Origin of the sequence: Komagataeibacter diospyri, from assembly GCF_043995075.1 — a bacterium.
Taxonomy (GTDB): Bacteria; Pseudomonadota; Alphaproteobacteria; order Acetobacterales; family Acetobacteraceae; genus Komagataeibacter; species Komagataeibacter diospyri.
This window is the reverse complement of record NZ_CP171836.1, coordinates 2,477,082-2,499,024: the sequence shown is the minus strand read 5'-3', so window position 1 is coordinate 2,499,024 and position 21,943 is coordinate 2,477,082. Positions and strand designations below refer to the sequence as shown.

The following is a 21,943-nucleotide window of genomic DNA, read 5'->3' as shown; positions in this document are numbered from 1 at the left end:
GCCCCGTGCCCGACATACAGGCGGGTGGCCATGTCCCAATACGGGCATGGATGGGCAATCACTTAAAATCTGCATCCGGATCTGCTTTTCATTTGGTCGGGAACACGCTGAACCGATTACGCGTTTCATTCGTATGAAATGCAGTTTTAACGCAGCACGTATTACGAACCGATTAAGGCAATCCGGAAACAGATTTCATACGCTGGCCCAAAGGCTGTTTAGCACTACAGTTGCATTTTGTGTCGTGAGTGAGCGCGGATAGCACTGGCCTGATGCGTTCGTCGAAAGACGGACCATCTGAGGATGTGAGAGACGGGTAGTCTGCGTTGTGCAAGTTTTACGACGAGGCGCCTGATCTCCTGAATGGACCAGCGGACAAGGACTGTCGTGTTCTGAGTTGTGTTTTTTTCGGTTTCAGTGAGTTTGCCTGGTAACGGACACTGGCCATGACGGCATAGGCCAGCATGACCAGAGAGACATGCCGATGCCAACCATGCCAGGAGCGGGTCTCGTTATGATCAAGACCAAATTCGTTTTTGGCCGTCTCGAACCCTTCTTCGATCCTCCAGCGCGTCCCTTCAACGTTCACCAGTTCCTGCGTGGTTGTCCCTTTCGGGCTCCAGGTCGTAAAATAGGCAAGGTCCCCGTCAGCGATGTTTCGGCGGATCAACAGGCCACGTGTCCATGGTCCGGCTATAGGGCAGTCAAATTCTTCAGCATCCAGATCAGCAAGCGGAAGATACGCCCAGTCATAAAGTCGCTCACCTTTTGTGCCGTGCCCCGCTGACAGACGACGCCAGGCCTGGTCTGGCAGTCCTGCTGCAATATCTTTCGCCTCTCCGGCAATCAGCGGTTCCGTTGCCCATGATCCGAACCAGTGATTGCCCTTGACCCCAAGCACATATCCAATTCCTGCCCGGCGAAGCGTGCGTTCTACGTCGCCCACGCCATACACGCTGTCTGCTGCAACCCAGCGGAACGGCACACCGGCCTCAATACTTCGCTCAATCATCATCGAGGCTAACGCCGGTTTGGTTGCAAACACCACGTCATCGGGAACGTGGGCCCGCTTCAGACGCTCAGGCTTTGATGTCCAGTCTTTCGGGAGATACAGGGCGCGGTCAATAAAGGCATGCCCCCGTTCCGAAACATAAGCGCCAAACACACCAATCTGGCAGTTCGTGATCTTGCCGGCAGATCCCGTATACTGCCGCCCCACACCGCAGGACGCCTGACCCTTCTTCAGAAAACCGGTCTCATCAATGACCAGCACGCCCTCTTCAGTGCCCAGATGCTCAATCACATAATCCCTGACGACGTCACGAAGGGCATCGGCATCCCAGTGCCCGCGTCCCAGAAGCGCCTGCTGCCGCCATGGACCAGGATCTCCTGCGGCTTCCGCTCGCATCCATCCCGTCTTGCGTGGTTCATTGCCAATCAAAACATCAAGAAAAGCACAGGCCGAATCTACGACACGTTTTTGCGTGAACAGCGGCGCCATCCGATCCTTGGCGGACCGAAGCGAGCGCGCCCATAATTCCAGCGTCTCTTCAACAGACGTACCGCCACTCATCATATCCTGAATCATGGTTACCCATAGATTCAGAACTCAACACAAAATGCAACTGTAGTGTTAGGGGCTGTTGGGAATTGAGTTTTCTAAAGGGCCATGATGTGTTTCAAAGACCATATGGATCGCTTCATACTGACGGATGCCCAATGGGCGAAAATGGAACCGCTGTGCCTTGGCAAGAAGACGGATCAGGGACGCAGCGGGAAGGATAACCGCCTCTTCATCGAGGCGGTCCTGTGGATCGCCCGGACCGGTAGTCCGTGGCGGGACCTGCCGACGTATTTCGGACATTGGAACTCGGTTTATTCGCGCTACAGTGACTGGATGAAAGCCGGTGTTTTCAAACGGCTTTTTGACGCTGTCTCTGACGATGCCGATATGGAATACGCGATGATTGACGGTACGGTGGTCCGGGTTCACCGCCACGGCCAAGGCGCAAAAGGGGGACCCGAAGCCAGGCGATAGGGCGGAGTGTAACGGGGTGGTCAACGAAGATCATCGCCATGACCGACGCCTTGGGTAATCTGGTCCGCTTCACGCTTATCCCCGGCCAGCATTACGATACGGTCGGCGTTGCGCCTCTTCTCGAACCAGCTGATTTTAAAGGAATTCTTGCTGACAAGGCTTTCGATGTCCACTGGATCGTGGACGCCATACGCGCGCAAGGGGCCTGCGTGGCCATCCCCCAGCGCAAAAACCGCCTCGACAGACGCCCGTTCGATGGGGCCCTGTTCAAAGCACGCCATCTCATTGAGAACTTCTTCTGCAAGCTCAAGGAGTTCAAGCGCATCGCCATGCGCAGCGAAAAAACAGACAGATCATTCGAAGCCATGATCTATCTCGTTGGCGCAATCATTAATTCAAGATAATTCCCAACAGGCCCTATAAAAAATCATGAAAATTTTTGGATGCCGTCTTTTTTAGAAAGCTTTACCAAAAAACTTTTTCAGGACACTTCAGTTCGTAGACTTTTTTTACCAGTCTATCAGGTGAACTGTCAGATTTAGTATCTTAAGGGGGTACCAGATAAGGAATCTGGTGGAGCCAAGGGGAGTCGAACCCCTGACCTCCTGAATGCCATTCAGGCGCTCTCCCAACTGAGCTATGGCCCCACTGTCCTGACTGACTGGCCGTTTCATATGGCCTGCCGTGGTCCGGTTCGCGGGGTATAACCGTAAGACCCTGGCAATGCAACCCCCACAAACCAAATTATCGCAGGATGATACGCTGTGCCCGTAACGCCTGCAGGAGTGGGAGCAGAGGCAGGCCCATAATGGCGGCATGTTCCCCTGTTATATGGGAAAACAGGTGAATGCCTGCCCCTTCCAGACGGTAACACCCGACACAGGACAGAATTGCATCACCCTCCAGCGCCAGATAACGCTCCAGAAAGGAATCGCTGAAGCCGCGCATATGCAGCACGGGGCAGGCGACATGGCGCCATGTCTCGCTCCCGTCACGCAGCATCACTACTGCCGTATGCAGCACATGTGCCCTGCCACGCAGCATGCGCAACTGCTGGCGGGCGGCATCCATGCTTTCAGGCTTGTCAAACCACGCCCCATCGCATGACAGCATCTGGTCCGCTCCAATCACGACCGCACCAGTATCCACGCTTATGGCGCGCACCTTGGCACGGGCCAGTTCAAGGGCTGTCTGGCCTGTTTCCATCCCGCAGGCACGGGCCTGGTCGCGAATGGCATGTTCATCCACATCCGCTGCCCGGTAATCCGCCCTTATGCCCGCCGATTCCAGCAGACTCCGCCGCGCGGCAGAGCGGCTGGCAAGTACTATCGGCGGCGACTCCGCCTGTAATGGCGGTGGCTTTAGTACTAAATTCGAGTCGTCTGGCATCACCCTCTCCGTACTGCCGAAGTGAAACAGGAAATTCGGCATGTTCGAGTACTGGGGTACATGGGGACAGTACTCCAAACAATTCTGTGCCGTACCGAGTACCGTGGACAACGGTTACACCTCCATTCACGGTGGGTTGTACACAGGCTTATGTCGGTACATTCTGGATAACTCCCCGCAGGCACGGGAATCCTTGGAGTCGGAAACTGTACACTCTGTGGGAAAAGTGGGGTACATTTTCGGAAACGTGGGTACCCCGTCATCCACAGCACTTAAAGCACATCAAAAAATTTCTTTCTCTTTTCTTTTATTGTTTTGAAAGAGGCGCGCACGTTCCACCTGCCCGCTATCCGTCACGGCGAAAGTACGAGATAGTCCGGCCACAACGAAACAGAACGACGGATCGATGACTGAAACACGCAAACCCCTGCTCGGCACCCTGTTGGGAGAGGCAACATGGCCACCTCCGGTATGGCTGATGCGGCAGGCGGGCCGGTTCCTGCCAGAATTCCGGGCGTTGCGTGAAAAGGCGGATTTCATAACCCGCTGCATGACCCCGGACATGGCGGTGGATATCACGCTTCAGCCCATCCGGCGTTTTGGCATGGATGGCGCGATCCTGTTTTCCGACATCCTCATCCTGCCATGGGCGATGGGACAGTCACTGGAATTCGTGCCGGGTCGGGGTCCCGTCCTTGGGGCCGTGCGTTCGATAGCCGACCTTGAACGCCTGGATCCCACGCGGGTAAAACAGGCAACGCAGCCGGTGATGGAAACGCTGGGGCGGCTGCGCAGGGCCGTTGACGGACCAGAACCGATCGGACCTGCGAAACCGGGACAGGTCACGCTGATCGGCTTTGCCGGGGCGCCGTTCACGGTGGCGTGCTACATGGTTGAAGGCCATGGATCGCGTGAGTTCGAGGAAACGCGCAGGCTGGCCTATACCGATCCCGAATTCTTCGACCGCCTGATCGACCTGCTGACCACCGCCACGGCGGACATGCTGTGCGACCAGATCACGGCCGGGGCGGAAGCGGTCATGCTGTTCGACAGTTGGTCTGGACTTCTGCCGCCGTCACAGTTCCGCAGGCACGTCATTGAACCTACGCGCCGGATTACCGAAATCATCAATGCCCGCCATCCCGGCGTGCCGGTTATCGGCTTCCCGCGGCTGGGCGGGCTTATGGCGATTGAATACGGGCACAAGACGGGTGTGAACGCGATGGCGCTTGATACCGGGGCCGACATGAAGGCCGTGGCGGAAAAGGTGCCGGACACGCTGGTGCTGCAGGGTAATCTTGACCCGATCCGCGTGCTGGCGGGCGGTGAGGGCATGCGCACCGAAGCCCGCGCCATCCGTGATGCGATGAAGGGCCGCCCCCATGTATTCAACCTTGGCCATGGGGTCATTCCGACCACGCCTCCCGAACATGTGGGCGACCTGATCAAGACCATACGGGATGTATGAATGATGCTGCCTGCCGCCCTGCGTCCCGATGGCGCGCTCAAGCTGGTCATTTTTGACTGTGATGGTGTCCTGATCGACAGCGAAGGGCCGTCATGCCGCATGATTGCCCGCAACCTGCGCGAATATGGCCTTGGCATCAGCGATGAAGACGCGGTCCACCGTTTTGCGGGCCATGCCCTGACGGCGCTGAAGCATGAGATCGAGCAGGCGGAGGGCATCACCCTGCCTGATGACTGGCCCGCGCAGATGCAGCGCAACCTTGTCACCCTCATGCGCAGCGAGGCGGAAACCATAGACGGTGCCCCCGCCATGCTGCGCGGGGTGGCGGCCCTTGGACTGCCCTACCGTATCGGGTCCAATTCTTCGGTCATGGAGATGGAGGCGAAATTCGGCCGTACCGGGCTTGATGCCCTGATCGCGCCCGCACATATCCATTCCGCCCGGGACATGGGCCAGCCCAAGCCGGACCCGGCTGTCTATCTGGCGGCGGCGAAGGCGCAGGGCGTGCCACCTGAAAACTGCATCGTGCTGGAAGATACCGACACCGGCGCGCGTGCGGCGCAGGCGGCAGGCATGGGATGCGTGCTGTTAAGACCCGCGGACCTGTCCGCACCATCATGGTCGGGGCTGCTTCGGATTACGCACCTTGATGAATTCGTGCCGCTGCTGCGGCGGATACTGGACAGTCAGAAACACCAGGGTGCCGCGCATGATTGATGCACTTGCGTCCGTCATGCTGTGGCTGAAGGCGTTCCACATCATGTCATTCATCGCATGGATGGCGGGACTGTTCTATCTGCCGCGACTGTTTGTCTATCATTGTCAGGTAGCGGCGGGCACGGCTGAATCCGAACGCTTCAAGGTGATGGAATACAAGCTGCTGCGGTTCATCATGATGCCGGCCATGATCAGCACGTTCCTGTTCGGTGGCCTGCTGTCGGCCATTCCGGGTCTGGTCGACTGGCATTCCGGCTGGTGGATCACCAAGCTTGCCTGTGTGCTGGCAATGGCTGGTTTCAATGGTGCGTGCGGGCGATGGCGGCGTGATTTCGCCAATGACCGCAATATGCGGTCCGAACGGTTCTACCGCATGGCGAACGAAGTGCCGACCGTACTTATGATGATTATTGTCATCATGGTGGTTGTCCGCCCGTTCTGAGGCGGGCGGACACACATTTACCGGATCAGAGCAGGGACTTGCCCTGCTTCAGCACGGCATTACACACCTTGGTCGAAACCTTCTGCTTCAGGTTGCCGGTCAGCGACGACAGCGAGAACGTGTTGCCGTTGCCGGTATCAAGGATACCGTTCTGCCCGTTGGAATACTGGGTGCTGGAGGTATCAAGGCCCGCCTTCTGCTTCAGCGACGACAGCAGCGTGGTGGGGCTGTTGCCCTGCAGGTAGTTGTTCTGCACGCAGTAGCTCAGCAGGCCCGTGACGTTGGAAGGAGCCAGCGACGAGACGGACGGCATGTTCACGCCGCTGCCCGAAAGCAGGCCAGCCGCCTTGCCCAGTCCGCCCGAGGAAGATCCACCGGTCAGGTCACCGAACCCCTGCGCATGTGCGGGGGCACCGGACAGGGCGGCGGCAAGTGGCAGGGCCGCGGCAAGAGCCAGGAAACGGTTCATTTTTTTCATGTGATGATAAACTCCTGAAATCCGGGCCGAAGGAAAGCCAAGGCCTGTATGTCCTGTTATATCCGCCTCCGGCGCGGGGGGGATAGCCCGCAGCCACGGATTTTATGCAATCCCGACCATAAGCATACCGTAGATCTTGCCCATGACCGGCATCACCACGTACTGCAGCAGCAGCAGCAGAACGAGCGGGCTGAGGTCAATGTTGCCTATGTTGGGCAGAATGTTCCGGATGGGACGCAGGACCGGTTCGGTCATGCGGAACAGGAAGTTCGAGATGTTCCACACGATCTGGTTGCGTGGGTCCAGAATGCCGAAACCAAGGAGAAAGCTGAACAGACAGGCCAGCATCACCACATAGTAATAAAGCTGTATGAGTTCAGCCAGCAGGTTAAAGATAATGGTGATCAACGGGCCAACCTTCATGGATGATGGGAAACAGAATTTAGTGTCCGTCATGCCCGCATACAACTGCTATGAACAGGATGGTCAGGGGAGAAAAGCGATTGCAGCCTTAAAAATGGGTCTTGACTTGCGGCCTCCGCAGGGTATGTATCGCGCGAGGATTGTGGGGCTGTAGCTCAGATGGGAGAGCGCCTCGTTCGCAATGAGGAGGTCAGGGGTTCGATTCCCCTCAGCTCCACCACTTTCCTTTCCCCTGAATGACCGTATCCGACAGATTGACCATGGGGTCGGGAACTTGGGACTGTTGCAGACAGTCTGTCCATAAAGATGTTCTGAAAATCACAGAAGTTTTTGGTGAAGCTTTTTGAAAAAAGCTTTGGAAAATGCTGTCTTTCCTGAAAACAGGCAGCTTCCGGAAACCTTTATTGTCAAACAGCGTCCGGAAACGGTGCGTCATCAGTCTGTGCAGGCAGGGCCACCAGTTCGATTTCCGCCAGTTGGCCGTCCCGGTCGAACTGCTTGACCAGCCGCAGTGTCGTAGCAGGGCAGGTACGGCCGAACAGGTCATTCAGAAGGGGAAAGCAGGCGCTGAAGCCATCGGTTTCACGCAGGGTGAAGGTGATGCGGGTCACGTTTTCCGCAGTCATGCCCTGCTGTCCCAGCCGGGTCATGCCCGTGGCCAGTGCCTGCCTGATCTGGGGAAACAGCTCGGTCGGGAACTGCCCGGTCGTGGCATCGACGCCGGTCAGGCACCGGATATGTACTTCCGGCGAAGGGCGGAACGGCATGTTTTCTTCCATTGAAGCCAGAATCACAAAATGGTCATGTTTTGTCCATAAAAAATTTTCCATCCCCGAAATGATGACTTTGGGATAAGTCCCTTTTCCATGAATGATCCGGTTCAGATCCATGCGTCCTGTGCCGCGCGGGGGGAGCAGGGTATCGTGCTTTCCGGTCCGTCGGGGTCCGGCAAGTCCGATCTGCTGCTGCGCCTGATTGACGCGGGCTATGACCTGGTGGCCGATGACCGGGTCTGCCTGCATGCAGGCTGGGCCAGTGCGCCAGCAGCCCTTGCCGGACTGCTGGAAGTACGTGGTATCGGGATCGTGCGCATGCGCTATCGTGCGCGCGTGCGTGTTGTAGCTGTTGCAAGGCTGGTTTCCCCGTCCGACCATCCACCACGACTCCCTCCGCCGCCCCGGTGTGATAAGGTCGTGGGACAGCCGGTGTTCTTTCTTGATCCGGCGCAGCCTTCCGCCGTTGCCCGTATCGGGCTGGTGCTGGACTGCATCGCCGGTCACAGGCATCTGCTGGATGAAAGGCAGTTGTGATATCGTTGCCACTTTCCATTGTCGCCCATTCAGGGAACAATGGGTTCAAGAAAAGGTTTCGATCCCGCCATGATACAGCGATCTGTCACTGGGCATGTGGCTGACAGAAGTCAGGGTTTTGCGTGACTGACACCATGCATGAAGACACACCTCTTCCCCGTCGTATCCTGCTTGTCACCGGGTTGTCCGGGGCGGGCAAGTCCTCGATTCTGCGCATTCTGGAGGATCTGGGGCACGAGGTGATCGACAATCCGCCGCTGGGCATGCTGGATGAAATCGTGGCCCGTGCTGAACGTCCCGTGGCGGTTGGCGTGGATTCCCGTACGCGTGGGTTTGATGCGTCCGCCGTGCTGGCGGCGCTGGCGCGGCTGCGGATCAATCCGGGCCTGAATGCGGAACTGATATACGCAACAGCCGAGGAAAGCGTCCTGCTGCGTCGCTATACCGCTACCCGCAGGCGCCATCCGCAGGCCGTCCATGGCACCGTCAAGGAAGGGATCGAGGCCGAGATCCGCCTGACATCCCCCCTGCGCGAAGCGGCGGATGTGGTGATTGACACCTCCGACCTGCCACCGCCGGAACTGCGGCAGCTGGTCGAGGCCCGTTTCGGGGAATGGACGGCGGGGGGACTCGATGGCCTGACGGTCGCCCTCATGTCATTCGCCTTTCCGGCAGGACTCCCGCGTGAAGCGGACATGGTGTTCGATGCCCGTTTCCTGACCAATCCCTATTATGATCCGGCCCTGTCGGCCATGACCGGGCTGGATGCGGACGTAGCGGACTATGTCGCCTGTGACCCGGATTATAAGGAATTCCTTGACCGTATCGTGGGATTGCTGGAACTGGTGCTGCCACGTTTCGTGCGGGAAGGAAAAAAGTACGCCACCATCGCCATAGGCTGTTCGGGCGGTCGGCACCGTTCCGTCACACTGGTGGAGGCGCTTGCGCTCAGGCTTGCACAACGTGCGGGCAATACCCATCCACATGATGCATGGCCGGTGGTGATCATGCATCGTGAACTGGCCCGTCAGGGCCGCAGCAGCTGGCGGTGGGCCAATCGGCCACGCGGGCTGCCGGAAACAACGGAGCAGACAGACCCGAAATGATCGGTCTCGTGTTCGTGATGCATGGTGTCCTTGGCGAGACCCTGAAAGGGGAACTCGAACACGTGGTCGGCCCGCAGGCGCAGACAGCGGTATTCAACGTCACTGCCACCTCCCTGCCCGGCACATGCCGCGATGCCCTGCAGCGGGCCATCGACTCGGTCAATAGCGGACAGGGCGTCATCCTGCTGACCGACATGTTCGGCAGCACGCCATCGAATGTCGCGGTTTCCGTTCTGGAAACCGATCGGGTGGAAGTGCTGGCGGGGGTGAACATGCCCATGCTGGTCAAGCTGGCGCAGATGCGCGCCCATGCGGATATGCGCGAATGCCTCAATGGCGCGGAAGCAGCGGGCAGGCGTTACATATCCGTGGCCTCCCACCTGCCTGCGGCCTGCCTGTCGGGTGTGGGGGAATGCGTGGGTGAGGCGGACAGCGTGGCAGGCCACGGTGGCTGAAACGGCGACACAGTCCGTGCCGCACCGGATGGATGTGGGGATCGTGAACCAGCGCGGGCTGCATGCGCGGGCTGCCGCGAAATTCGTGACGGCTGCCGAAAAATTCGATGCGGGCGTTGATGTCACCCATGCGGGCATGACGGTTTCGGGCCATTCCATCATGGGCCTGATGATGCTGGGCGCGGGCAGGGGCGAGACGATCACCATCACCACCACCGGCCCCCAGGGGCCACAGGCGCTTGCGGCCCTGGCGCGGCTGGTCGGGGCCGGGTTTGATGAAGGCGACTGAACGCCGCCCGAAGCAGCGTCCCCGCGCGGGTGAAGTCCGGCTGGAAGGCCAGCCCGTCTCCCCCGGTGTCGCGATCGGTTACGCCGCTGTCGCGCATGAACCGGCCCCGCCGCCGGTAGACATGGCGCGCCGGGACTGTAATCCGGGGCATGAACGCACCCGGCTGCATGATGCCATAGGCCGTTCCGTAGCCCAGCTTGGCCGCCTGCACGACCGTCTGGCCCTGCTGCCGGAAGACGGGCAGGTGGAAATCGGTTCACTGCTGGAAGTCTATCGCCGTATGCTGGGCCCTTCGCGCCTGCGGCGCGGGATCGAGGCACGGCTGGAACATGGCATGCTGGCCGAAGCCGCTGTCATGCAGGAAACAGAGGCACTGGCCACCCATATGCTGGCTCCCCCCGGCCGTCCCGCGCCGCAGGGCGAGGACGCGGTGGCGGCCCGCAGGCGGGCGGGTGAATTCCGTGAAATCGGGCGCAGGCTGGTCCGTAACCTCAGCGGCACGCCCTACCGTTCCTTTTCCGCCCTGCCGGACGGGGCCATTCTGGTCGCCGAGCAGTTGCGTCCCGCTGATGCCGCCCTGATCGATCCCTCCCGCATTGCCGCCGTCGTGACGGAAGAAGGCGGCAGTACGGGTCATACCGCCATCCTGCTGCGTGCGCTGGGCATTCCTGCCGTGCTGGCCGCCCACGGACTGCTGGCGCAGGTGCGGCGGCGCACGCGTCTGGTGGTGGATGGGGTGACGGGACATGTCATTATCCGTCCGTCCAGCCGCACGGCGGCGGCGGCGCGGGTGGATGTTGCAGCCTATGCGCGCGAACGCCAGATGCTGGGCCGCCTGCGTCGGCTGCCCGCCCGTCTGTCCAGTGGGGAGGTGCTGACGCTTCAGGCCAATCTGGAAATCCCGGCCGAACTGCCCATGGTGGCGCAGTCGGGGGCGGCGGGCATCGGCCTGCTGCGCAGTGAATTCCTGTTCATGAATACCGATACCCTGCCTGATGAAGACCGGCAGGAAGCCATCTATCTGCCCCTGATTGAAGCCATGGCGGGTGATCCGGTTACGATCCGCGTGGTGGACTGGGGCAGTGAAAAGAACAGCGACGCCCTGTCGCGCGTGGGAATTGGCAACGGGGGCGATGTCAATCCGGCGCTGGGCGTACGCGGCATCCGGCTGCTGTTGCAGCATCGCACCCTGCTGGAAACGCAGTTCGCCGCCATCCTGCGCGCGGCTAATGCGGGGCCGGTACGGGTGTTGCTGCCCATGGTGTCCGGGGTGGGCGAAGTGCGGGCGGCGCGTGATATTTATGCCCGGATCGGGCGCAGGCTGCGGCGCAAGGGGGTGGAAATTCCCGACCCGTTACCGCCGCTTGGCATCATGATTGAAACGCCTGCCGCCGCCCTAATGGCCGATGTGCTGGCGCAGGAAGCCGAATTCCTGGCCATCGGCACCAATGACCTGACCATGTATGCCCTTGCCGCCGACCGGGCGGCAGCGGATGTGACAGCCCTGTATGATCCGCTGCACCCGGCGGTGTTGCGGCTTGTCCGCATGACGGCGGATGCGGGGTTACGTCAGCGCAGGCCGGTTTCCCTCTGTGGGGAACTGGCGTCCGACCCGCTGGCGGTGCCCCTGCTGGTGGGGTTGGGGGTGCGGTCCTTTTCCATGCATGCTTCCGCCGTGCCACGGGTCAAGCGCACGATCCGGGCAGCCGCCATGGATGACTGCCGCCGTATGGCCTGCCGTGCGCTGGAGGCGACGGATGGGGAAGAAGTCCGCGCCATGCTGACAGCCTATGCCCATGACCTGCGGCACCCCGGGGATGGATAGGGACGGCATCAGCCTGTCCCTGCCATGGCGGGATGTGGATGCCATCCTTGCAGCGTGGGGACATCTGCCGTGGCTTGCCTGTCTGGATAGCGGGGGCGAGGTCGGCGATCGGGCGCGTTGGGCGATCATCTGTCGGGACCCGCAACATGTGGTGACCCAGCATGCAGGCCAGTGCAGGCTGGATGGTGTTCCGGTGACACGCGACCTTCTGACGGTGCTGCGGGACTGTCTGCCCACGGGCGGCTGTCCCGCCGATGTGCCTTTTGCCGGGGGAGTGGTCGGGTTTGTCGGTTATGGCGCTGGGCTGCGCATGGCGGGCATCGTGACCGGGCACGGGGATGACCCGGCGCAGCCGGAGGCCGCGTTCGGCATTTATGACCATGCCTTTGTCCTTGACCGCCTGCATGGCCGGGCATGGCTGGCCGGTCATGATGCCATGGCCCTGCGCGCGGATCGTATCGCCCGTCTGGTCGCCCAGTGGGAGGCGGTTGGCCCGGCAGGGAAAATCCCTGCATTGCCCGCCCTGTCTTTTGTGCCGGATCACGATGGTGCGGCCTATCGTGCCGGTGTGGCGCAGGCGGTGGAGCGGATCGGGGCGGGCGAGGTGTTTCAGGTTAACATAACCGGCCGCATGTATGCAGCCCGACCCGTCGGGCTTGGGCCGGTGGATGTCTACCGTGCATTGCGGGCCGGATCGCCCGCACCATTCGGGGCGTTCCTGTCGTGTGATGGGACATTCGCCCTGCTCAGCGCCTCGCCCGAGCGGTTTATCGCCCTTTCTCCTGATGGCACGGTGCGCACCCGCCCCATAAAGGGCACGGCGCCCCGTGGCCGGACGATGGCCGAAGATGCGCGACTGGCCCATCACCTGCGGCGTGATGCGAAGGAGCGGGCTGAAAACCTGATGATCGTGGACCTCATGCGCAATGATATCGGGCGTGTGGCGAAGATCGGCAGCGTCAGCGTGCCCGAACTGTTCGGGGTGGAACGGTTCACTCATGTCCATCATCTGGTGTCCGAGGTTACGGGACGGCTGCGCACGGAATGTGATGCATTCGACCTGCTGGCCGCGACCCTGCCGCCGGGTTCGGTTACGGGCGCGCCCAAACACCGCGCCATGCAGATCATTGATGAACTGGAGGTCTCCGGTCGGGGAGCCTATTGCGGCACGGTTGCATGGATCGGGTGCGATGGGGCAATGGACAGTTCTGTCATCATCCGCGCGCTGTCCATGACACCGGACCGCATCATCGCGGCGGCGGGTGGGGGTATTACCTTCGATTCAGATCCGATGCGGGAATACCGTGAAATGCAGCTGAAAATCGCGGCCCTTCTGGATATTTTCCATTGATGATAAAAGTTTTTTTGGTGCTGCCTTTCTTTAAAAAGGCGGGGCATTTCCAGAAACTTTTTGAAGAAAGCTTCATCAAAAGACCGCTTTTTGATTTTAGGGTTCTGACAAGGCCGGAAGGAAATCCTGCATGACTGCGCCCGTTTCCCTGCCCATATGGCTCAATGGCCGGATACTGCCTGCAGGCGGCGCATATGTGAACACGGCGGACCGGGGGTTCCTGCTGGGGGATGGCGTGTTCGAGACCATGCGCGTGGCGGGTGGGCAGGTCTGGCATTTCGACCGTCACATGAACCGGCTGGCGCAGGGAGCGGCGGCCATCATGCTGCCTCCGCCGGACCGGATAGTCATTACGGCGGCCATTGCCGCCCTGCTGGATGCCTGCGGGCTGGAAACCGGGTCATTGCGCCTGACCTGCACCCGTGGGGTGGGACCACGCGGCCTGCTGCCACCCGGGCAGGTGACGCCGACATTGCTGCTGACGGCGGCATCCGGCCTGCCGCCCGCGACCCCGGTGCGTCTGGTCACCGCGTCCCACAGGCGTGACGCGGACAGTATCCTGTCACGGATCAAAAGCCTGAATTACCTGCCCTCCATCCTTGCGCGGATGGAGGCGGCAGCACGGGGCGCGGATGATGCCGTGCTGCTCAATCATGCTGGTTTCGTGGCCGAAACCAGCGCCAGCACGCTGGTCGCCTGTCTTGACGGGCAGCTCGTAACTCCCCCGCTCAGCGATGGCGCATTGCCCGGAACGGCGCGTGGGGTGCTGGTGGATGCAGGGATTGTGCGGGAGGGACGTATTTCGCCCGCCCTGCTGGGCACGGCGGAAGCGGCGTTCACCCTCAACAGCCTGTCCGTGCGCGAAGCCGTAGCGTGGGATGGGGTTGCCTTTCCCCGTCGTTCCGACCTGCTGGCGACCCTTCGGGCGGGCTGTCAGGGCTGATTTCCGCCCCAGACGGGGCAGTTATGGCATTTCGCTTATTGCCCCGCATCACGCGGTTGGACTAATCCACCCGGATTGGCCCATTTCCAGCTTGCGTGAAAGGTCACCTGCTGATGACCCCCCCGAAGACCGTGCCGGTTCGGCGTGCCCTGATTTCCGTTTCCGACAAGAAGGGCCTGCTTGACCTTGCCCGTGCCCTTGTCGCCCATGGCGCAGAGATCCTCTCGACGGGTGGTTCCGCCCGCACCCTGCGTGAAGCCGGCATCCCGGTGCGTGACGTGTCAGAACATACCGGTTTTCCGGAAATCCTTGATGGCCGCGTCAAGACACTGGTGCCGCAGGTGCATGGTGGCATCCTGGGTCGGCGCGACCTGCCTGCGCATGTCAGCCAGATGGAAGAACACAGGATCGCCCCGATCGACCTTGTGGCCGTCAACCTGTACCCGTTCGAGGCCACGGTGGCGTCCGGCGCGGGACCGGAGGACTGCATCGAGAATATCGACATCGGCGGCCCGGCCCTGATCCGTGCGGCGGCCAAGAACCATGCCCATGTCGCAATCGTGACCGATCCGGCGCAGTACGGCGAAATCATCACCGCGCTGGAAAATGGAGGCACCACACTGGTGCAGCGCAAGATACTGGCCGGTGCGGCCTATGCCCGCACCGCCGCCTATGACGCCGCGATTGCCGCATGGTTCGCAAAACAGGAAGGCGAGGTACTGCCGCCCCGCATGATCGTGGCGGGTGAGAAGCGCGAAAGCCTGCGCTATGGCGAAAACCCGCACCAGAAGGCGGCTTTCTATACCGACGGCTCCACCCGTCCCGGCGTGGCCACGGCAACGCAGGTGCAGGGCAAATCCCTGTCCTACAACAACATCAACGACACCGATGCGGCGTTTGAGGCTGTGGCCGAATTTGATGCCCCGGCTGTCGTGATCGTCAAGCACGCCAATCCCTGTGGCGTGGCCGTGGCGGCGACGCAGGCGGAAGCATGGGACAGGGCGCTGCGGTGCGATCCGGTTTCGGCCTTTGGCGGGATCGTGGCACTCAACCGTACGTTGGAAGCCGAGGCAGCATCGCGCATCGCCGCGATCTTTACGGAGGTGATCGTTGCCCCCGACGCGACCGCCGAAGCGCGTGAAATCCTTGCTCGCAAGAAAAACCTGCGCCTGCTGCTGACCGGTGCGCTGCCCGATCCTGCGGCTGGTGGCGTGGTGGTGCGTTCGGTAGCCGGTGGCTTCCTGGCGCAGACACGCGATAACGGCCGCATCACGCCCGACGCGCTGCAGGTGGTGACGAAACGTGCGCCGACTCCGGCGGAAATGGCGGACCTGATCTTTGCCTTCCGCGTGGCCAAGCACGTAAAGTCGAACGCCATCGTTTACGTCAAGGACCAGAGTACGGTGGGGATTGGCGCAGGACAGATGAGCCGCGTTGATTCCGCGCGCATCGCCGCAACCAAAAGCGCTGATGCCGCGAAGGAAGCGGGTCTCGACCATCCGCTGACACAGGGCAGCGTCGTGGCGTCGGACGCGTTCTTCCCCTTTGCCGATGGTCTGGAAGCCGCCATTGCCGCAGGGGCGACCGCCGTGATCCAGCCCGGTGGCTCCATCCGTGATGACGAGGTGATTGCCGCCGCCGACAGGGCAGGCATCGCGATGGTCTTCACAGGTATGCGCCATTTCCGGCACTGATCCCACAGCAAGGCCCCTTGCCTGTGCGCCGGGTATGGCATGAGATGACATGCCCGGTGGACAGCCGGGGTTTAAGACAGACGAAAGACGGGTACCCGCATGGACATTCATCGACGTTCCTCCTGCCGCCTGCTTGCGGGCGTGCTTGTGGCTGGCAGTCTGACGGCGGGCTGTGCCCATGCCGCCAGCAGGGGGGGCGCACAGCCCGTGCCAGCCGCCCCGGCTGCGGTGCAGCTGGCACCGGTGTTCGACATGGCCCCGCTGCCCGTCACGACGGGGCAGCTTGCGCAATACATCCTGACCCCGGCGGGGCAGATGTCCGGCATGCTGCTGGCTGATGGCACGCAGGTTTTCTTTTCCCATGACCTGGGAGAGGAACTGCCCGCCATCGCCCGCCCGGGTGAGCAGGTCAGCGTCAATGGTCTGAAGGGCATCAGCCAGCCGATCGTGCGTGCCTATGCCGTAAATGGCCCACGCGGGCGCCGTATTGCCGACGTGCATCCCCCCGTATCCGCCACGGCGCCTGTTGATTCCCCCAGTATCGGTCCGGACGTGCCGGTGGATGGCACCATTCTCGCCCCGCTATATGACATGCAGGGCAAGGTGCAGGGGGTCATCATGCGCGACCACAGCGTCGTGTATGTGGGGGAAAAGAACGCCGCCCGTCTTGGCGCATGGCTCAGGCCGGGGGCGACACTGCATGCGATCGGTACCGGGGTTACGGGTGATCATGGCACCGCCATCAACGCGCGTGAGATCGGGCCTGACGTCAATCAGGCCATCCATATCGAACCTACAGACGCCCCCCCGCCCGGCGCGTTTCCCGGCAGTGCCGGTTATGACGTCATTCCCGGCGGTTCATCGGGCGAATAAGGGCGTACGGGATTCCGTACGCAGAAAAAAGATGCAGGGGTGGCACGTTTGTTTGCCACCCGTTGCTTGACAGGTTATTGCAGCATCGTTAGCTAGCGCCTGCACCCTTGGGAGGTGCGAGAAGTGGATAAGGATAACGACCCGTCCGACGAGTCCTTTGACCGGCGACTGGAAGCAGCCCGCGAGCGCATGAACCCGCCCGCACCTGCTGCCCGTGACACTGGTGGGACACTGTCCGATCTGGGCCTGGTGATCAGGTCGGGAACGGAACTTGTATCGGCACTTGTGGTCGGGGTTGCGATTGGCTGGGGGCTTGACCACTGGCTGCATACGAAGCCGTGGTTCCTTATCGTCTTTTCGCTTCTGGGCGGTGTGGCAGGTGTGCTTAATGTCTGGCGTCTTGTCAGGCCCGATGCCATAAACACTGAGGCAAAGGGGCCGGATAACGGCTCTGGACGGATATAGGGAAGAACGAAGTTGGCGGCCGGATCATCCATCGACGCGCTCGGTCAGTTCGAGCTCCATCCAGTTTTGGGTGCACTTGGCGAATCCCTGCGGTTCAGCCAGTCCCCCATGATGATGATTGTTGCCGCCGTTGTGGTTCTGGCATTCCTGTACGTGGGCATGCGTCCCGCGGCGGTGGTGCCGGGCCGGCTGCAGTCCGCAGCCGAAATGTGCTACGACTTCATCCACAACATGGCGGTTGATACGATTGGCCCGGAAGGCCGGGCCTTCTTCCCGTTCGTGTTCACGCTGTTCTTCTTCATCCTGGCCGGTAACTACCTTGGCCTGCTGCCTTTTTCCTTCGCCTTCACCAGCCATATCGCCGTGACGCTGGCGCTGGCGCTGATGGTGTTCTGCCTCTCGATCATCGTGTCGCTCAAGGTGCAGGGGGCGAAGTTCTTCGCCCACTTCATGCCCGCCGGCGCCCCCAAGGCACTGGCCCCGCTGCTGATCCCGATCGAGATCCTTTCCTTTCTTTCGCGTCCCGTGAGCCTGTCGATCCGTCTGTTTGCCAACATGGTCGCCGGTCACGTGATGTTCGACATGTTTGCCGCCTTCACGATCATGCTGGCCGGTCTGGGCTTCTTCGGTGACATCATCGCCGTTGGTCCCGTGGTCATCAATATCGCGCTGATGGCACTCGAATTGCTGGTTGGCGCCTTGCAGGCCTATGTGTTTGCGATCCTGACCTGCATCTATCTGAGGGAGGCGGTGGCCCACTAACGGGCTCCAACACCCGCTTCCATCTATTTCAATCCAGAACGTCTGAAACAAGGAAAACAAGACATGGATATCGCAGCAGCCCGTGAAATTGGTGCCGGTATCGCCGTTATCGCCCTCGCTGGCGTTGGCATTGGCCTGGGTAACATTTTCTCCACGCTGGTCAGCAGCATCGCGCGCAACCCGTCCGCGCGTCCGCACGTGTTCGGTCTCGGCATGCTGGGCTTCGCCCTGACGGAAGCCGTTGCCCTGTATGCGCTTCTGATCGCGTTCCTGATCCTGTTCGTCTGATACGCTGGAGGCGAACATGGCGCGCGCCGTGATGTATGACAACATCCGAAGGGCGGGGACTTTTCTGGCCTCGTCCGCGCTGGCTCTGCCGCTGATGGCCATGGTTGCCCCTGGCGCGCGCGCCGAGGGCATGCCCCAGCTTGATTTCGGTAATCCCTACGTCATCGGACAGGTGGTGTGGGGCGCTGGCATTTTCCTGGTACTCTACCTTCTGCTGAGCCGTTCGGCCCTGCCGAAAGTGGAAAAGGTCCTGTCGCTGCGTCGTCAGACGATCGAGACGGATCTCGGGATTGCGCACAAGGCCAAGACTCGTGCTGATGAAGCAGTGGCCGACCTGCATGAAGCCCGCCGCAAGGCGCTGGCTGATGCACAGGCCAATGTGGACAAGGTTGTCGAGGAGGCGCGTCTTGCCGCCGCCCGGCAGACCGAGGAAATGAATGCACGTCTGGCGACGGAAATCCAGGATGCCGAAACCCGCATTGCCCAGGCACGCGGACAGGCGCTGGCATCCGTGCGTGAGATTTCGACAACGACGGCGGAAACGCTGATCCATCAGTTATCCGGCATTGCCGCCCCGGCCGATTTTGTGACGGCAAAGGTCGGTTCTGCTGCGGCAGCACGTGGTCTCTGACCAGTTGCCCAAGACAGACAGGTCATAATCATGTTTCATGATCCCCGTTTCTGGTCGGCTGTTGCCTTTGTCCTGTTTTTTGTCCTGTTCGGACGTTCACTGTGGAAACCCCTGGTGAGCGCGCTGGACGGACGGGCAGAGCGCATCCGTGCAGAGCTTGATGAAGCTGCGCGCCTGCGCCGTGAAGCCGAGCAGATGCTTGAGGACGCGACGCGTGACCGCGAAGCGGCACTGGCCGAAGCCAAGGAACTGGTCGAACATTCCCTGCGTGAAGCGGCCAATATCGCGCTGAAGGCTCGCAAGGACGCCGAGGACATCGCCGCACGGCGTGAACAGATGGCGAAGGACCGTATTGCTTCGGCAGAACGTTCCGCCCTGCGTGAAGTCCGTGAGACGGCTGTTGACATCGCCATTCAGGCCACGCGTGAAACGCTGGCTGCAAGCCTGCCCGCGGATGCGGACGGCAAGATTATTGACAAGTCCATCGGTGACCTGCCGACGGCCCTGTCCCAGCGCGCTGCCTGATCACCATTGGTGACAACCGGCATGTCAGGTAATGGGGTGGACGAACGCCCCGTTGTCTCCATTATCGCGGCAGTACTGAACGAGGGACCGAACATTCGTCCCCTGTGTCAGGAAATATCTGCTGTCCTTGGTCAGTTGCCCAGGGCTGAAGTCATCTTCGTTGATGATGGCAGCACGGATGATACCGTGGCGGCGCTTGAAGCCGTAAGGCGCGACGGTATCCTGCCTGGCCTGCGTATCATCAGTCATGATACGGTTTACGGAAAATCCGCTGGCCTGCGTACCGGCGTTGAAGCCGCACGGGGTGAGTGGGTGATCCTGCTGGACGGTGACGGGCAGGATAATCCCGCTGATTTCATTCCCATGCTGGAAATGGGCCGCACGGCAAAAGGGCGCGCCCCGCTGGTCGTAGGCGTGCGGACCAAGCGGCGTGATACCATGTCACGCAGGCTGGCTTCGCGTTTTGCAAATGCCCTGCGCCGTCGCCTGCTTGATGATGGCTGCCCCGATACGGGGGCGTCGCTGAAGGCGTTCCGGCGCGAGGATTTCCTTGGTCTGCCCCAGTTTGAGGGACTGCATCGCTTCCTGCCCGCCCTTATGGGCAGGCGGGGTGTGCCGCTGGCCTGTTTTTCGGTCCATCACCGCAACCGGCTGCATGGGTCTTCCAAATATACCAATCTTAACCGGGCCATTGTCGGCATTCGGGACATATTGGGTGTAATGTGGCTTAACAACCGCGCCAGGATACCGAAACGCGTTATCGAACGCTGAAGGGACCGTGCCCATGACGCGTCTGACGTTGCGTCACTATATCTTTGTGGCGCTGTCCGTATTTGTCCTGTTCCTGCCAGGACGTGCGTCGCTTCCTCCGCTGGATCGTGATGAACCGCGTTATATGGAAGCCACGGCACAGATGCTGCACAGCGGCAATTATGTCGATGTCCGGTTTCTGGATCAGCCACGTTATCTTCAGCCTGCGGGCATATACTGGCTTGAAGCTGCGGCTGTCCGCCTGACGGGCATGCAGGGCACGCACGCGGTCTGGCCCTATCGTATTCCTTCCCTTCTGGCGGTGACCGGTTCTGCCGTGCTGACGGCGTGGATTGGCGCGGCCCTGTTCGGTCCCATGTGCGGCCTGCTGGCGGCAGGGCTGCTGGCGGTATCGGTGCTGATGACGGCCGAAGGCCGGATGGCCACCATTGATACGACCCTGCTGCTGTTTGTGTTGCTGGCGCAATGTGGGCTGCTGCGTGCGTATCTGGACCGCGAACGTGATCTTGCTACCCCGCTTGCCGCCGCCCTGCTGTACTGGATCGCGCTGGGGTGCGGGCTGATGCTCAAGGGGCCGGTCATCCTGATCCCGGGGTTTGGCACACCACTTGCGCTGGCGCTGGTGGAACGGCGCGTTGACTGGTGGAAACGGTTGCGACCTGCATGGGGCTGGCTGGTTATGCTGGCCATCGTGCTGCCGTGGTGCATCGCCATCGGGGTCATAAGCCATGGTGATTTCTTTTCACGGGCGGTCGGGCGCAATTTTCTGGGTAAAGTCGCCAGCGGGCAGGAAACGCATGGCCTGCCGCCGGGCTATCATCTGGTAGTATTTGCCATTGCCTTCTGGCCGGGGTCGGTTTTTGCAGCCATGAGCCTGCCTTTCATATGGGAGCGCCGGTTCCAGCCGCATGTCCGTTACCTGCTGTGCTGGATCGTGCCGCACTGGCTGGTGTTTGAAGCCATTGCAACCAAGCTGCCGCATTACGTGCTGCCGACCTATCCAGCTATTGCCATCCTGACGGCGGCGGCGATCGTTTCCTTTCCCACAAACTGGGAATGGCCACGGGCGATATGGGCGCGCAGCCTGCTTGCGGCCTATGGGCTGGTCTGGTTCACGGTCGGGTCGGTCCTTGCGTTTGCGGGACCGGTGCTGCTGTGGCGCATGGAAGGCATGGTGTCCCCTGCTGCCATGCTGGTGCCTGCAGGTGTGCTGCCGCTTCTGGGCCTGTCGGGTTACCTGATTTTGCACCGGGACGCACTACGCGCGGCCATGGCGGCGGTGGCTGCGGCCATCATCATCCATGTCGGGCTGTTTACGACCGTCATTCCACGGTTACAGACCATCTGGCTCAGTCCCCGCCTTGCGGCACTGGTGGATGCGCACCGTCCCTGCGCGCGGACCATTGTGGCTTCGACATCAGATTCGGAACCCAGTCTCGTGTTCCTGCTGGGTCAGGATACGCGCCTGATTAACGCCACGGCTGCGGCAGATTTTCTGCAGCAGAACCCCAAATGTGGCATGGCCCTGGTGGGAACGCAGGATCTGGCGGCTTTTGGTGCCCGCATCATGGAAAACGGTCTGGATGTGCATGAACTGGGGCAGCAGACGGGGCTGAATTATTCAACGGGTAAACATCTGGAAATCGGACTGTATGCTGTCGTCCCACCGGCTGCGCCGTAAAAGAAAAAAGGAATAAAGG

At 61.0% G+C, this 21,943-nt stretch carries 25 protein-coding genes and 2 tRNA genes; 21 read left to right on the top strand and 6 right to left on the bottom strand.

The features are described 5' to 3' along the window. Positions 1-337: 337 nt before the first annotated feature. Positions 338-1,588, bottom strand: a complete 1,251-nt coding sequence (locus tag ACE2AA_RS11710) for an IS701-like element IS1452 family transposase (RefSeq protein WP_012812328.1) — start codon at positions 1,586-1,588, stop codon at positions 338-340. Between the two features lie 102 nt (positions 1,589-1,690). Here ACE2AA_RS11710 and ACE2AA_RS11705 point away from each other — a divergent pair. After that, positions 1,691-2,442 (top strand): IS5 family transposase gene (locus ACE2AA_RS11705; RefSeq protein WP_395372138.1). Its coding sequence is split into 2 segments (ribosomal slippage): positions 1,691-2,021 and positions 2,021-2,442, totalling 753 coding nucleotides; the frame shifts between segments, so codons are not numbered across the junction. A gap of 167 nt (positions 2,443-2,609) precedes the next feature. Here ACE2AA_RS11705 and ACE2AA_RS11700 read toward each other — a convergent pair. Together ACE2AA_RS11700 and ACE2AA_RS11695 are read right to left on the bottom strand one after the other, a co-directional pair. After that, positions 2,610-2,685, bottom strand: a tRNA-Ala gene (locus ACE2AA_RS11700). 97 nt (positions 2,686-2,782) lie between these two features. Further along, positions 2,783-3,427 (bottom strand): Maf family protein, encoded by a 645-nt coding sequence (locus tag ACE2AA_RS11695; protein WP_395369890.1) that lies wholly within the window; start codon positions 3,425-3,427, stop codon positions 2,783-2,785. 406 nt (positions 3,428-3,833) lie between these two features. Here ACE2AA_RS11695 and hemE point away from each other — a divergent pair, with 406 nt between their 5' ends. Genes hemE through hemJ form a run of 3 tightly spaced genes read left to right on the top strand, consistent with a single transcriptional unit; the run spans position 3,834 to position 6,054 of the window. Beyond that, a complete protein-coding gene (gene hemE / locus ACE2AA_RS11690) occupies positions 3,834-4,895 on the top strand; it encodes a uroporphyrinogen decarboxylase (protein ID WP_395369888.1) in 1,062 nt (353 codons plus the stop codon). Positions 4,896-4,898: 3 nt separating this feature from the next. Then, positions 4,899-5,612 (top strand): HAD family phosphatase, encoded by a 714-nt coding sequence (locus ACE2AA_RS11685; protein WP_141261578.1) that lies wholly within the window; start codon positions 4,899-4,901, stop codon positions 5,610-5,612. Then, the gene (hemJ, locus tag ACE2AA_RS11680; protein WP_395369886.1) at positions 5,605-6,054 is read left to right on the top strand and encodes a protoporphyrinogen oxidase HemJ; all 450 of its coding nucleotides are present in this window, start codon (positions 5,605-5,607) and stop codon (positions 6,052-6,054) included. Before ACE2AA_RS11685 ends, hemJ begins: the two co-directional genes overlap by 8 nt. A gap of 25 nt (positions 6,055-6,079) precedes the next feature. Here hemJ and ACE2AA_RS11675 read toward each other — a convergent pair whose 3' ends face one another. Both ACE2AA_RS11675 and ACE2AA_RS11670 read right to left on the bottom strand, forming a co-directional pair. Next, entirely contained in the window at positions 6,080-6,532 is a 453-nt protein-coding gene (locus ACE2AA_RS11675; protein WP_141261510.1) for a YjjA family protein, read from the bottom strand. Between the two features lie 102 nt (positions 6,533-6,634). Then, positions 6,635-6,955, bottom strand: coding sequence for a YggT family protein (locus tag ACE2AA_RS11670; RefSeq protein WP_029329345.1), 321 nt, complete (start codon positions 6,953-6,955; stop codon positions 6,635-6,637). Positions 6,956-7,099: 144 nt separating this feature from the next. On the opposite strand from ACE2AA_RS11670, the gene ACE2AA_RS11665 reads away from it, so the two are divergent. Further along, positions 7,100-7,175 (top strand) — tRNA-Ala (locus tag ACE2AA_RS11665). Between the two features lie 187 nt (positions 7,176-7,362). Here the strand turns inward: ACE2AA_RS11665 and ACE2AA_RS11660 are convergent. Beyond that, positions 7,363-7,722, bottom strand: a complete 360-nt coding sequence (locus ACE2AA_RS11660) for an endoribonuclease L-PSP (protein ID WP_227001054.1) — start codon at positions 7,720-7,722, stop codon at positions 7,363-7,365. 99 nt (positions 7,723-7,821) lie between these two features. Here ACE2AA_RS11660 and ACE2AA_RS11655 point away from each other — a divergent pair, with 99 nt between their 5' ends. The 16 genes from ACE2AA_RS11655 to ACE2AA_RS11580 all read left to right on the top strand — a co-directional run bounded on the left by ACE2AA_RS11655 (position 7,822) and on the right by ACE2AA_RS11580 (position 21,924). Next, positions 7,822-8,265, top strand: a complete 444-nt coding sequence (locus ACE2AA_RS11655) for an HPr kinase/phosphorylase (RefSeq protein WP_395369884.1) — start codon at positions 7,822-7,824, stop codon at positions 8,263-8,265. A gap of 134 nt (positions 8,266-8,399) precedes the next feature. Beyond that, entirely contained in the window at positions 8,400-9,371 is a 972-nt protein-coding gene (gene rapZ / locus ACE2AA_RS11650) for an RNase adapter RapZ (protein ID WP_141261577.1), read from the top strand. Continuing rightward, positions 9,368-9,826, top strand: coding sequence for a PTS sugar transporter subunit IIA (locus ACE2AA_RS11645; protein WP_141261507.1), 459 nt, complete (start codon positions 9,368-9,370; stop codon positions 9,824-9,826). The genes rapZ and ACE2AA_RS11645 overlap by 4 nt, the downstream gene beginning before the upstream one ends. 28 nt (positions 9,827-9,854) lie before the next feature. Continuing rightward, complete coding sequence (locus ACE2AA_RS11640; RefSeq protein WP_395372201.1) at positions 9,855-10,115, top strand: HPr family phosphocarrier protein; 261 nt, start codon at positions 9,855-9,857, stop codon at positions 10,113-10,115. Continuing rightward, entirely contained in the window at positions 10,102-11,940 is a 1,839-nt protein-coding gene (gene ptsP / locus ACE2AA_RS11635; RefSeq protein WP_395369883.1) for a phosphoenolpyruvate--protein phosphotransferase, read from the top strand. The genes ACE2AA_RS11640 and ptsP overlap by 14 nt, the downstream gene beginning before the upstream one ends. Then, a complete protein-coding gene (locus tag ACE2AA_RS11630) occupies positions 11,933-13,291 on the top strand; it encodes an anthranilate synthase component I family protein (RefSeq protein WP_395369882.1) in 1,359 nt (452 codons plus the stop codon). Before ptsP ends, ACE2AA_RS11630 begins: the two co-directional genes overlap by 8 nt. Before the next feature lie 130 nt (positions 13,292-13,421). Then, on the top strand, positions 13,422-14,234 hold the full coding sequence (locus ACE2AA_RS11625) for an aminotransferase class IV (RefSeq protein ID WP_141301662.1): 813 nt from the start codon (positions 13,422-13,424) through the stop codon (positions 14,232-14,234). Positions 14,235-14,347: 113 nt separating this feature from the next. Next, positions 14,348-15,928, top strand: coding sequence for a bifunctional phosphoribosylaminoimidazolecarboxamide formyltransferase/IMP cyclohydrolase (purH, locus tag ACE2AA_RS11620; RefSeq protein WP_395369880.1), 1,581 nt, complete (start codon positions 14,348-14,350; stop codon positions 15,926-15,928). 99 nt (positions 15,929-16,027) lie between these two features. Beyond that, positions 16,028-16,801, top strand: a complete 774-nt coding sequence (locus ACE2AA_RS11615; protein WP_395369878.1) for a hypothetical protein — start codon at positions 16,028-16,030, stop codon at positions 16,799-16,801. 123 nt (positions 16,802-16,924) lie between these two features. Further along, the gene (locus ACE2AA_RS11610) at positions 16,925-17,266 is read left to right on the top strand and encodes an AtpZ/AtpI family protein (RefSeq protein ID WP_141261501.1); all 342 of its coding nucleotides are present in this window, start codon (positions 16,925-16,927) and stop codon (positions 17,264-17,266) included. 12 nt (positions 17,267-17,278) lie between these two features. Beyond that, positions 17,279-18,028 carry a F0F1 ATP synthase subunit A gene (locus ACE2AA_RS11605; protein ID WP_395369876.1) on the top strand — a complete coding sequence of 250 codons (750 nt, stop codon included), beginning with the start codon at positions 17,279-17,281 and terminating at the stop codon, positions 18,026-18,028. A 63-nt stretch (positions 18,029-18,091) separates the two neighbouring features. Continuing rightward, entirely contained in the window at positions 18,092-18,316 is a 225-nt protein-coding gene (locus ACE2AA_RS11600) for an ATP synthase subunit C family protein (RefSeq protein WP_003616715.1), read from the top strand. Between the two features lie 16 nt (positions 18,317-18,332). Continuing rightward, complete coding sequence (locus ACE2AA_RS11595; RefSeq protein WP_110556120.1) at positions 18,333-18,947, top strand: hypothetical protein; 615 nt, start codon at positions 18,333-18,335, stop codon at positions 18,945-18,947. Between the two features lie 30 nt (positions 18,948-18,977). Then, positions 18,978-19,472, top strand: a complete 495-nt coding sequence (locus ACE2AA_RS11590; protein ID WP_141261499.1) for a F0F1 ATP synthase subunit B — start codon at positions 18,978-18,980, stop codon at positions 19,470-19,472. A 21-nt stretch (positions 19,473-19,493) separates the two neighbouring features. Beyond that, on the top strand, positions 19,494-20,243 hold the full coding sequence (locus ACE2AA_RS11585; protein ID WP_141301875.1) for a glycosyltransferase family 2 protein: 750 nt from the start codon (positions 19,494-19,496) through the stop codon (positions 20,241-20,243). A 13-nt stretch (positions 20,244-20,256) separates the two neighbouring features. Continuing rightward, positions 20,257-21,924 (top strand): glycosyltransferase family 39 protein, encoded by a 1,668-nt coding sequence (locus ACE2AA_RS11580; RefSeq protein ID WP_141301655.1) that lies wholly within the window; start codon positions 20,257-20,259, stop codon positions 21,922-21,924. The last annotated feature ends 19 nt before the right edge of the window (positions 21,925-21,943 follow it).

Excerpts from the sequence above, each read along its gene's own strand:
- ACE2AA_RS11640 (WP_395372201.1), top strand. The coding sequence starts at position 9,855 with ATGGATGTGGGGATCGTGAACCAGCGCGGGCTGCATGCGCGGGCTGCC.
- ACE2AA_RS11625 (WP_141301662.1), top strand. The coding sequence starts at position 13,422 with ATGACTGCGCCCGTTTCCCTGCCCATATGGCTCAATGGCCGGATACTG.
- hemJ (WP_395369886.1), top strand. The coding sequence starts at position 5,605 with ATGATTGATGCACTTGCGTCCGTCATGCTGTGGCTGAAGGCGTTCCAC.
- ACE2AA_RS11630 (WP_395369882.1), top strand. The coding sequence starts at position 11,933 with ATGGATAGGGACGGCATCAGCCTGTCCCTGCCATGGCGGGATGTGGAT.
- ACE2AA_RS11670 (WP_029329345.1), bottom strand. The coding sequence starts at position 6,955 with ATGAAGGTTGGCCCGTTGATCACCATTATCTTTAACCTGCTGGCTGAA.
- ACE2AA_RS11660 (WP_227001054.1), bottom strand. The coding sequence starts at position 7,722 with ATGCCGTTCCGCCCTTCGCCGGAAGTACATATCCGGTGCCTGACCGGC.
- ACE2AA_RS11595 (WP_110556120.1), top strand. The coding sequence starts at position 18,333 with ATGGCGCGCGCCGTGATGTATGACAACATCCGAAGGGCGGGGACTTTT.
- hemE (WP_395369888.1), top strand. The coding sequence starts at position 3,834 with ATGACTGAAACACGCAAACCCCTGCTCGGCACCCTGTTGGGAGAGGCA.
- ACE2AA_RS11580 (WP_141301655.1), top strand. The coding sequence starts at position 20,257 with ATGACGCGTCTGACGTTGCGTCACTATATCTTTGTGGCGCTGTCCGTA.
- ACE2AA_RS11675 (WP_141261510.1), bottom strand. The coding sequence starts at position 6,532 with ATGAAAAAAATGAACCGTTTCCTGGCTCTTGCCGCGGCCCTGCCACTT.
- ACE2AA_RS11645 (WP_141261507.1), top strand. The coding sequence starts at position 9,368 with ATGATCGGTCTCGTGTTCGTGATGCATGGTGTCCTTGGCGAGACCCTG.
- ACE2AA_RS11710 (WP_012812328.1), bottom strand. The coding sequence starts at position 1,588 with ATGATTCAGGATATGATGAGTGGCGGTACGTCTGTTGAAGAGACGCTG.
- rapZ (WP_141261577.1), top strand. The coding sequence starts at position 8,400 with ATGCATGAAGACACACCTCTTCCCCGTCGTATCCTGCTTGTCACCGGG.
- ACE2AA_RS11590 (WP_141261499.1), top strand. The coding sequence starts at position 18,978 with ATGTTTCATGATCCCCGTTTCTGGTCGGCTGTTGCCTTTGTCCTGTTT.
- ACE2AA_RS11655 (WP_395369884.1), top strand. The coding sequence starts at position 7,822 with ATGAATGATCCGGTTCAGATCCATGCGTCCTGTGCCGCGCGGGGGGAG.
- ACE2AA_RS11615 (WP_395369878.1), top strand. The coding sequence starts at position 16,028 with ATGGACATTCATCGACGTTCCTCCTGCCGCCTGCTTGCGGGCGTGCTT.
- ACE2AA_RS11585 (WP_141301875.1), top strand. The coding sequence starts at position 19,494 with ATGTCAGGTAATGGGGTGGACGAACGCCCCGTTGTCTCCATTATCGCG.
- ptsP (WP_395369883.1), top strand. The coding sequence starts at position 10,102 with ATGAAGGCGACTGAACGCCGCCCGAAGCAGCGTCCCCGCGCGGGTGAA.
- ACE2AA_RS11695 (WP_395369890.1), bottom strand. The coding sequence starts at position 3,427 with ATGCCAGACGACTCGAATTTAGTACTAAAGCCACCGCCATTACAGGCG.
- ACE2AA_RS11600 (WP_003616715.1), top strand. The coding sequence starts at position 18,092 with ATGGATATCGCAGCAGCCCGTGAAATTGGTGCCGGTATCGCCGTTATC.
- ACE2AA_RS11685 (WP_141261578.1), top strand. The coding sequence starts at position 4,899 with ATGCTGCCTGCCGCCCTGCGTCCCGATGGCGCGCTCAAGCTGGTCATT.
- purH (WP_395369880.1), top strand. The coding sequence starts at position 14,348 with ATGACCCCCCCGAAGACCGTGCCGGTTCGGCGTGCCCTGATTTCCGTT.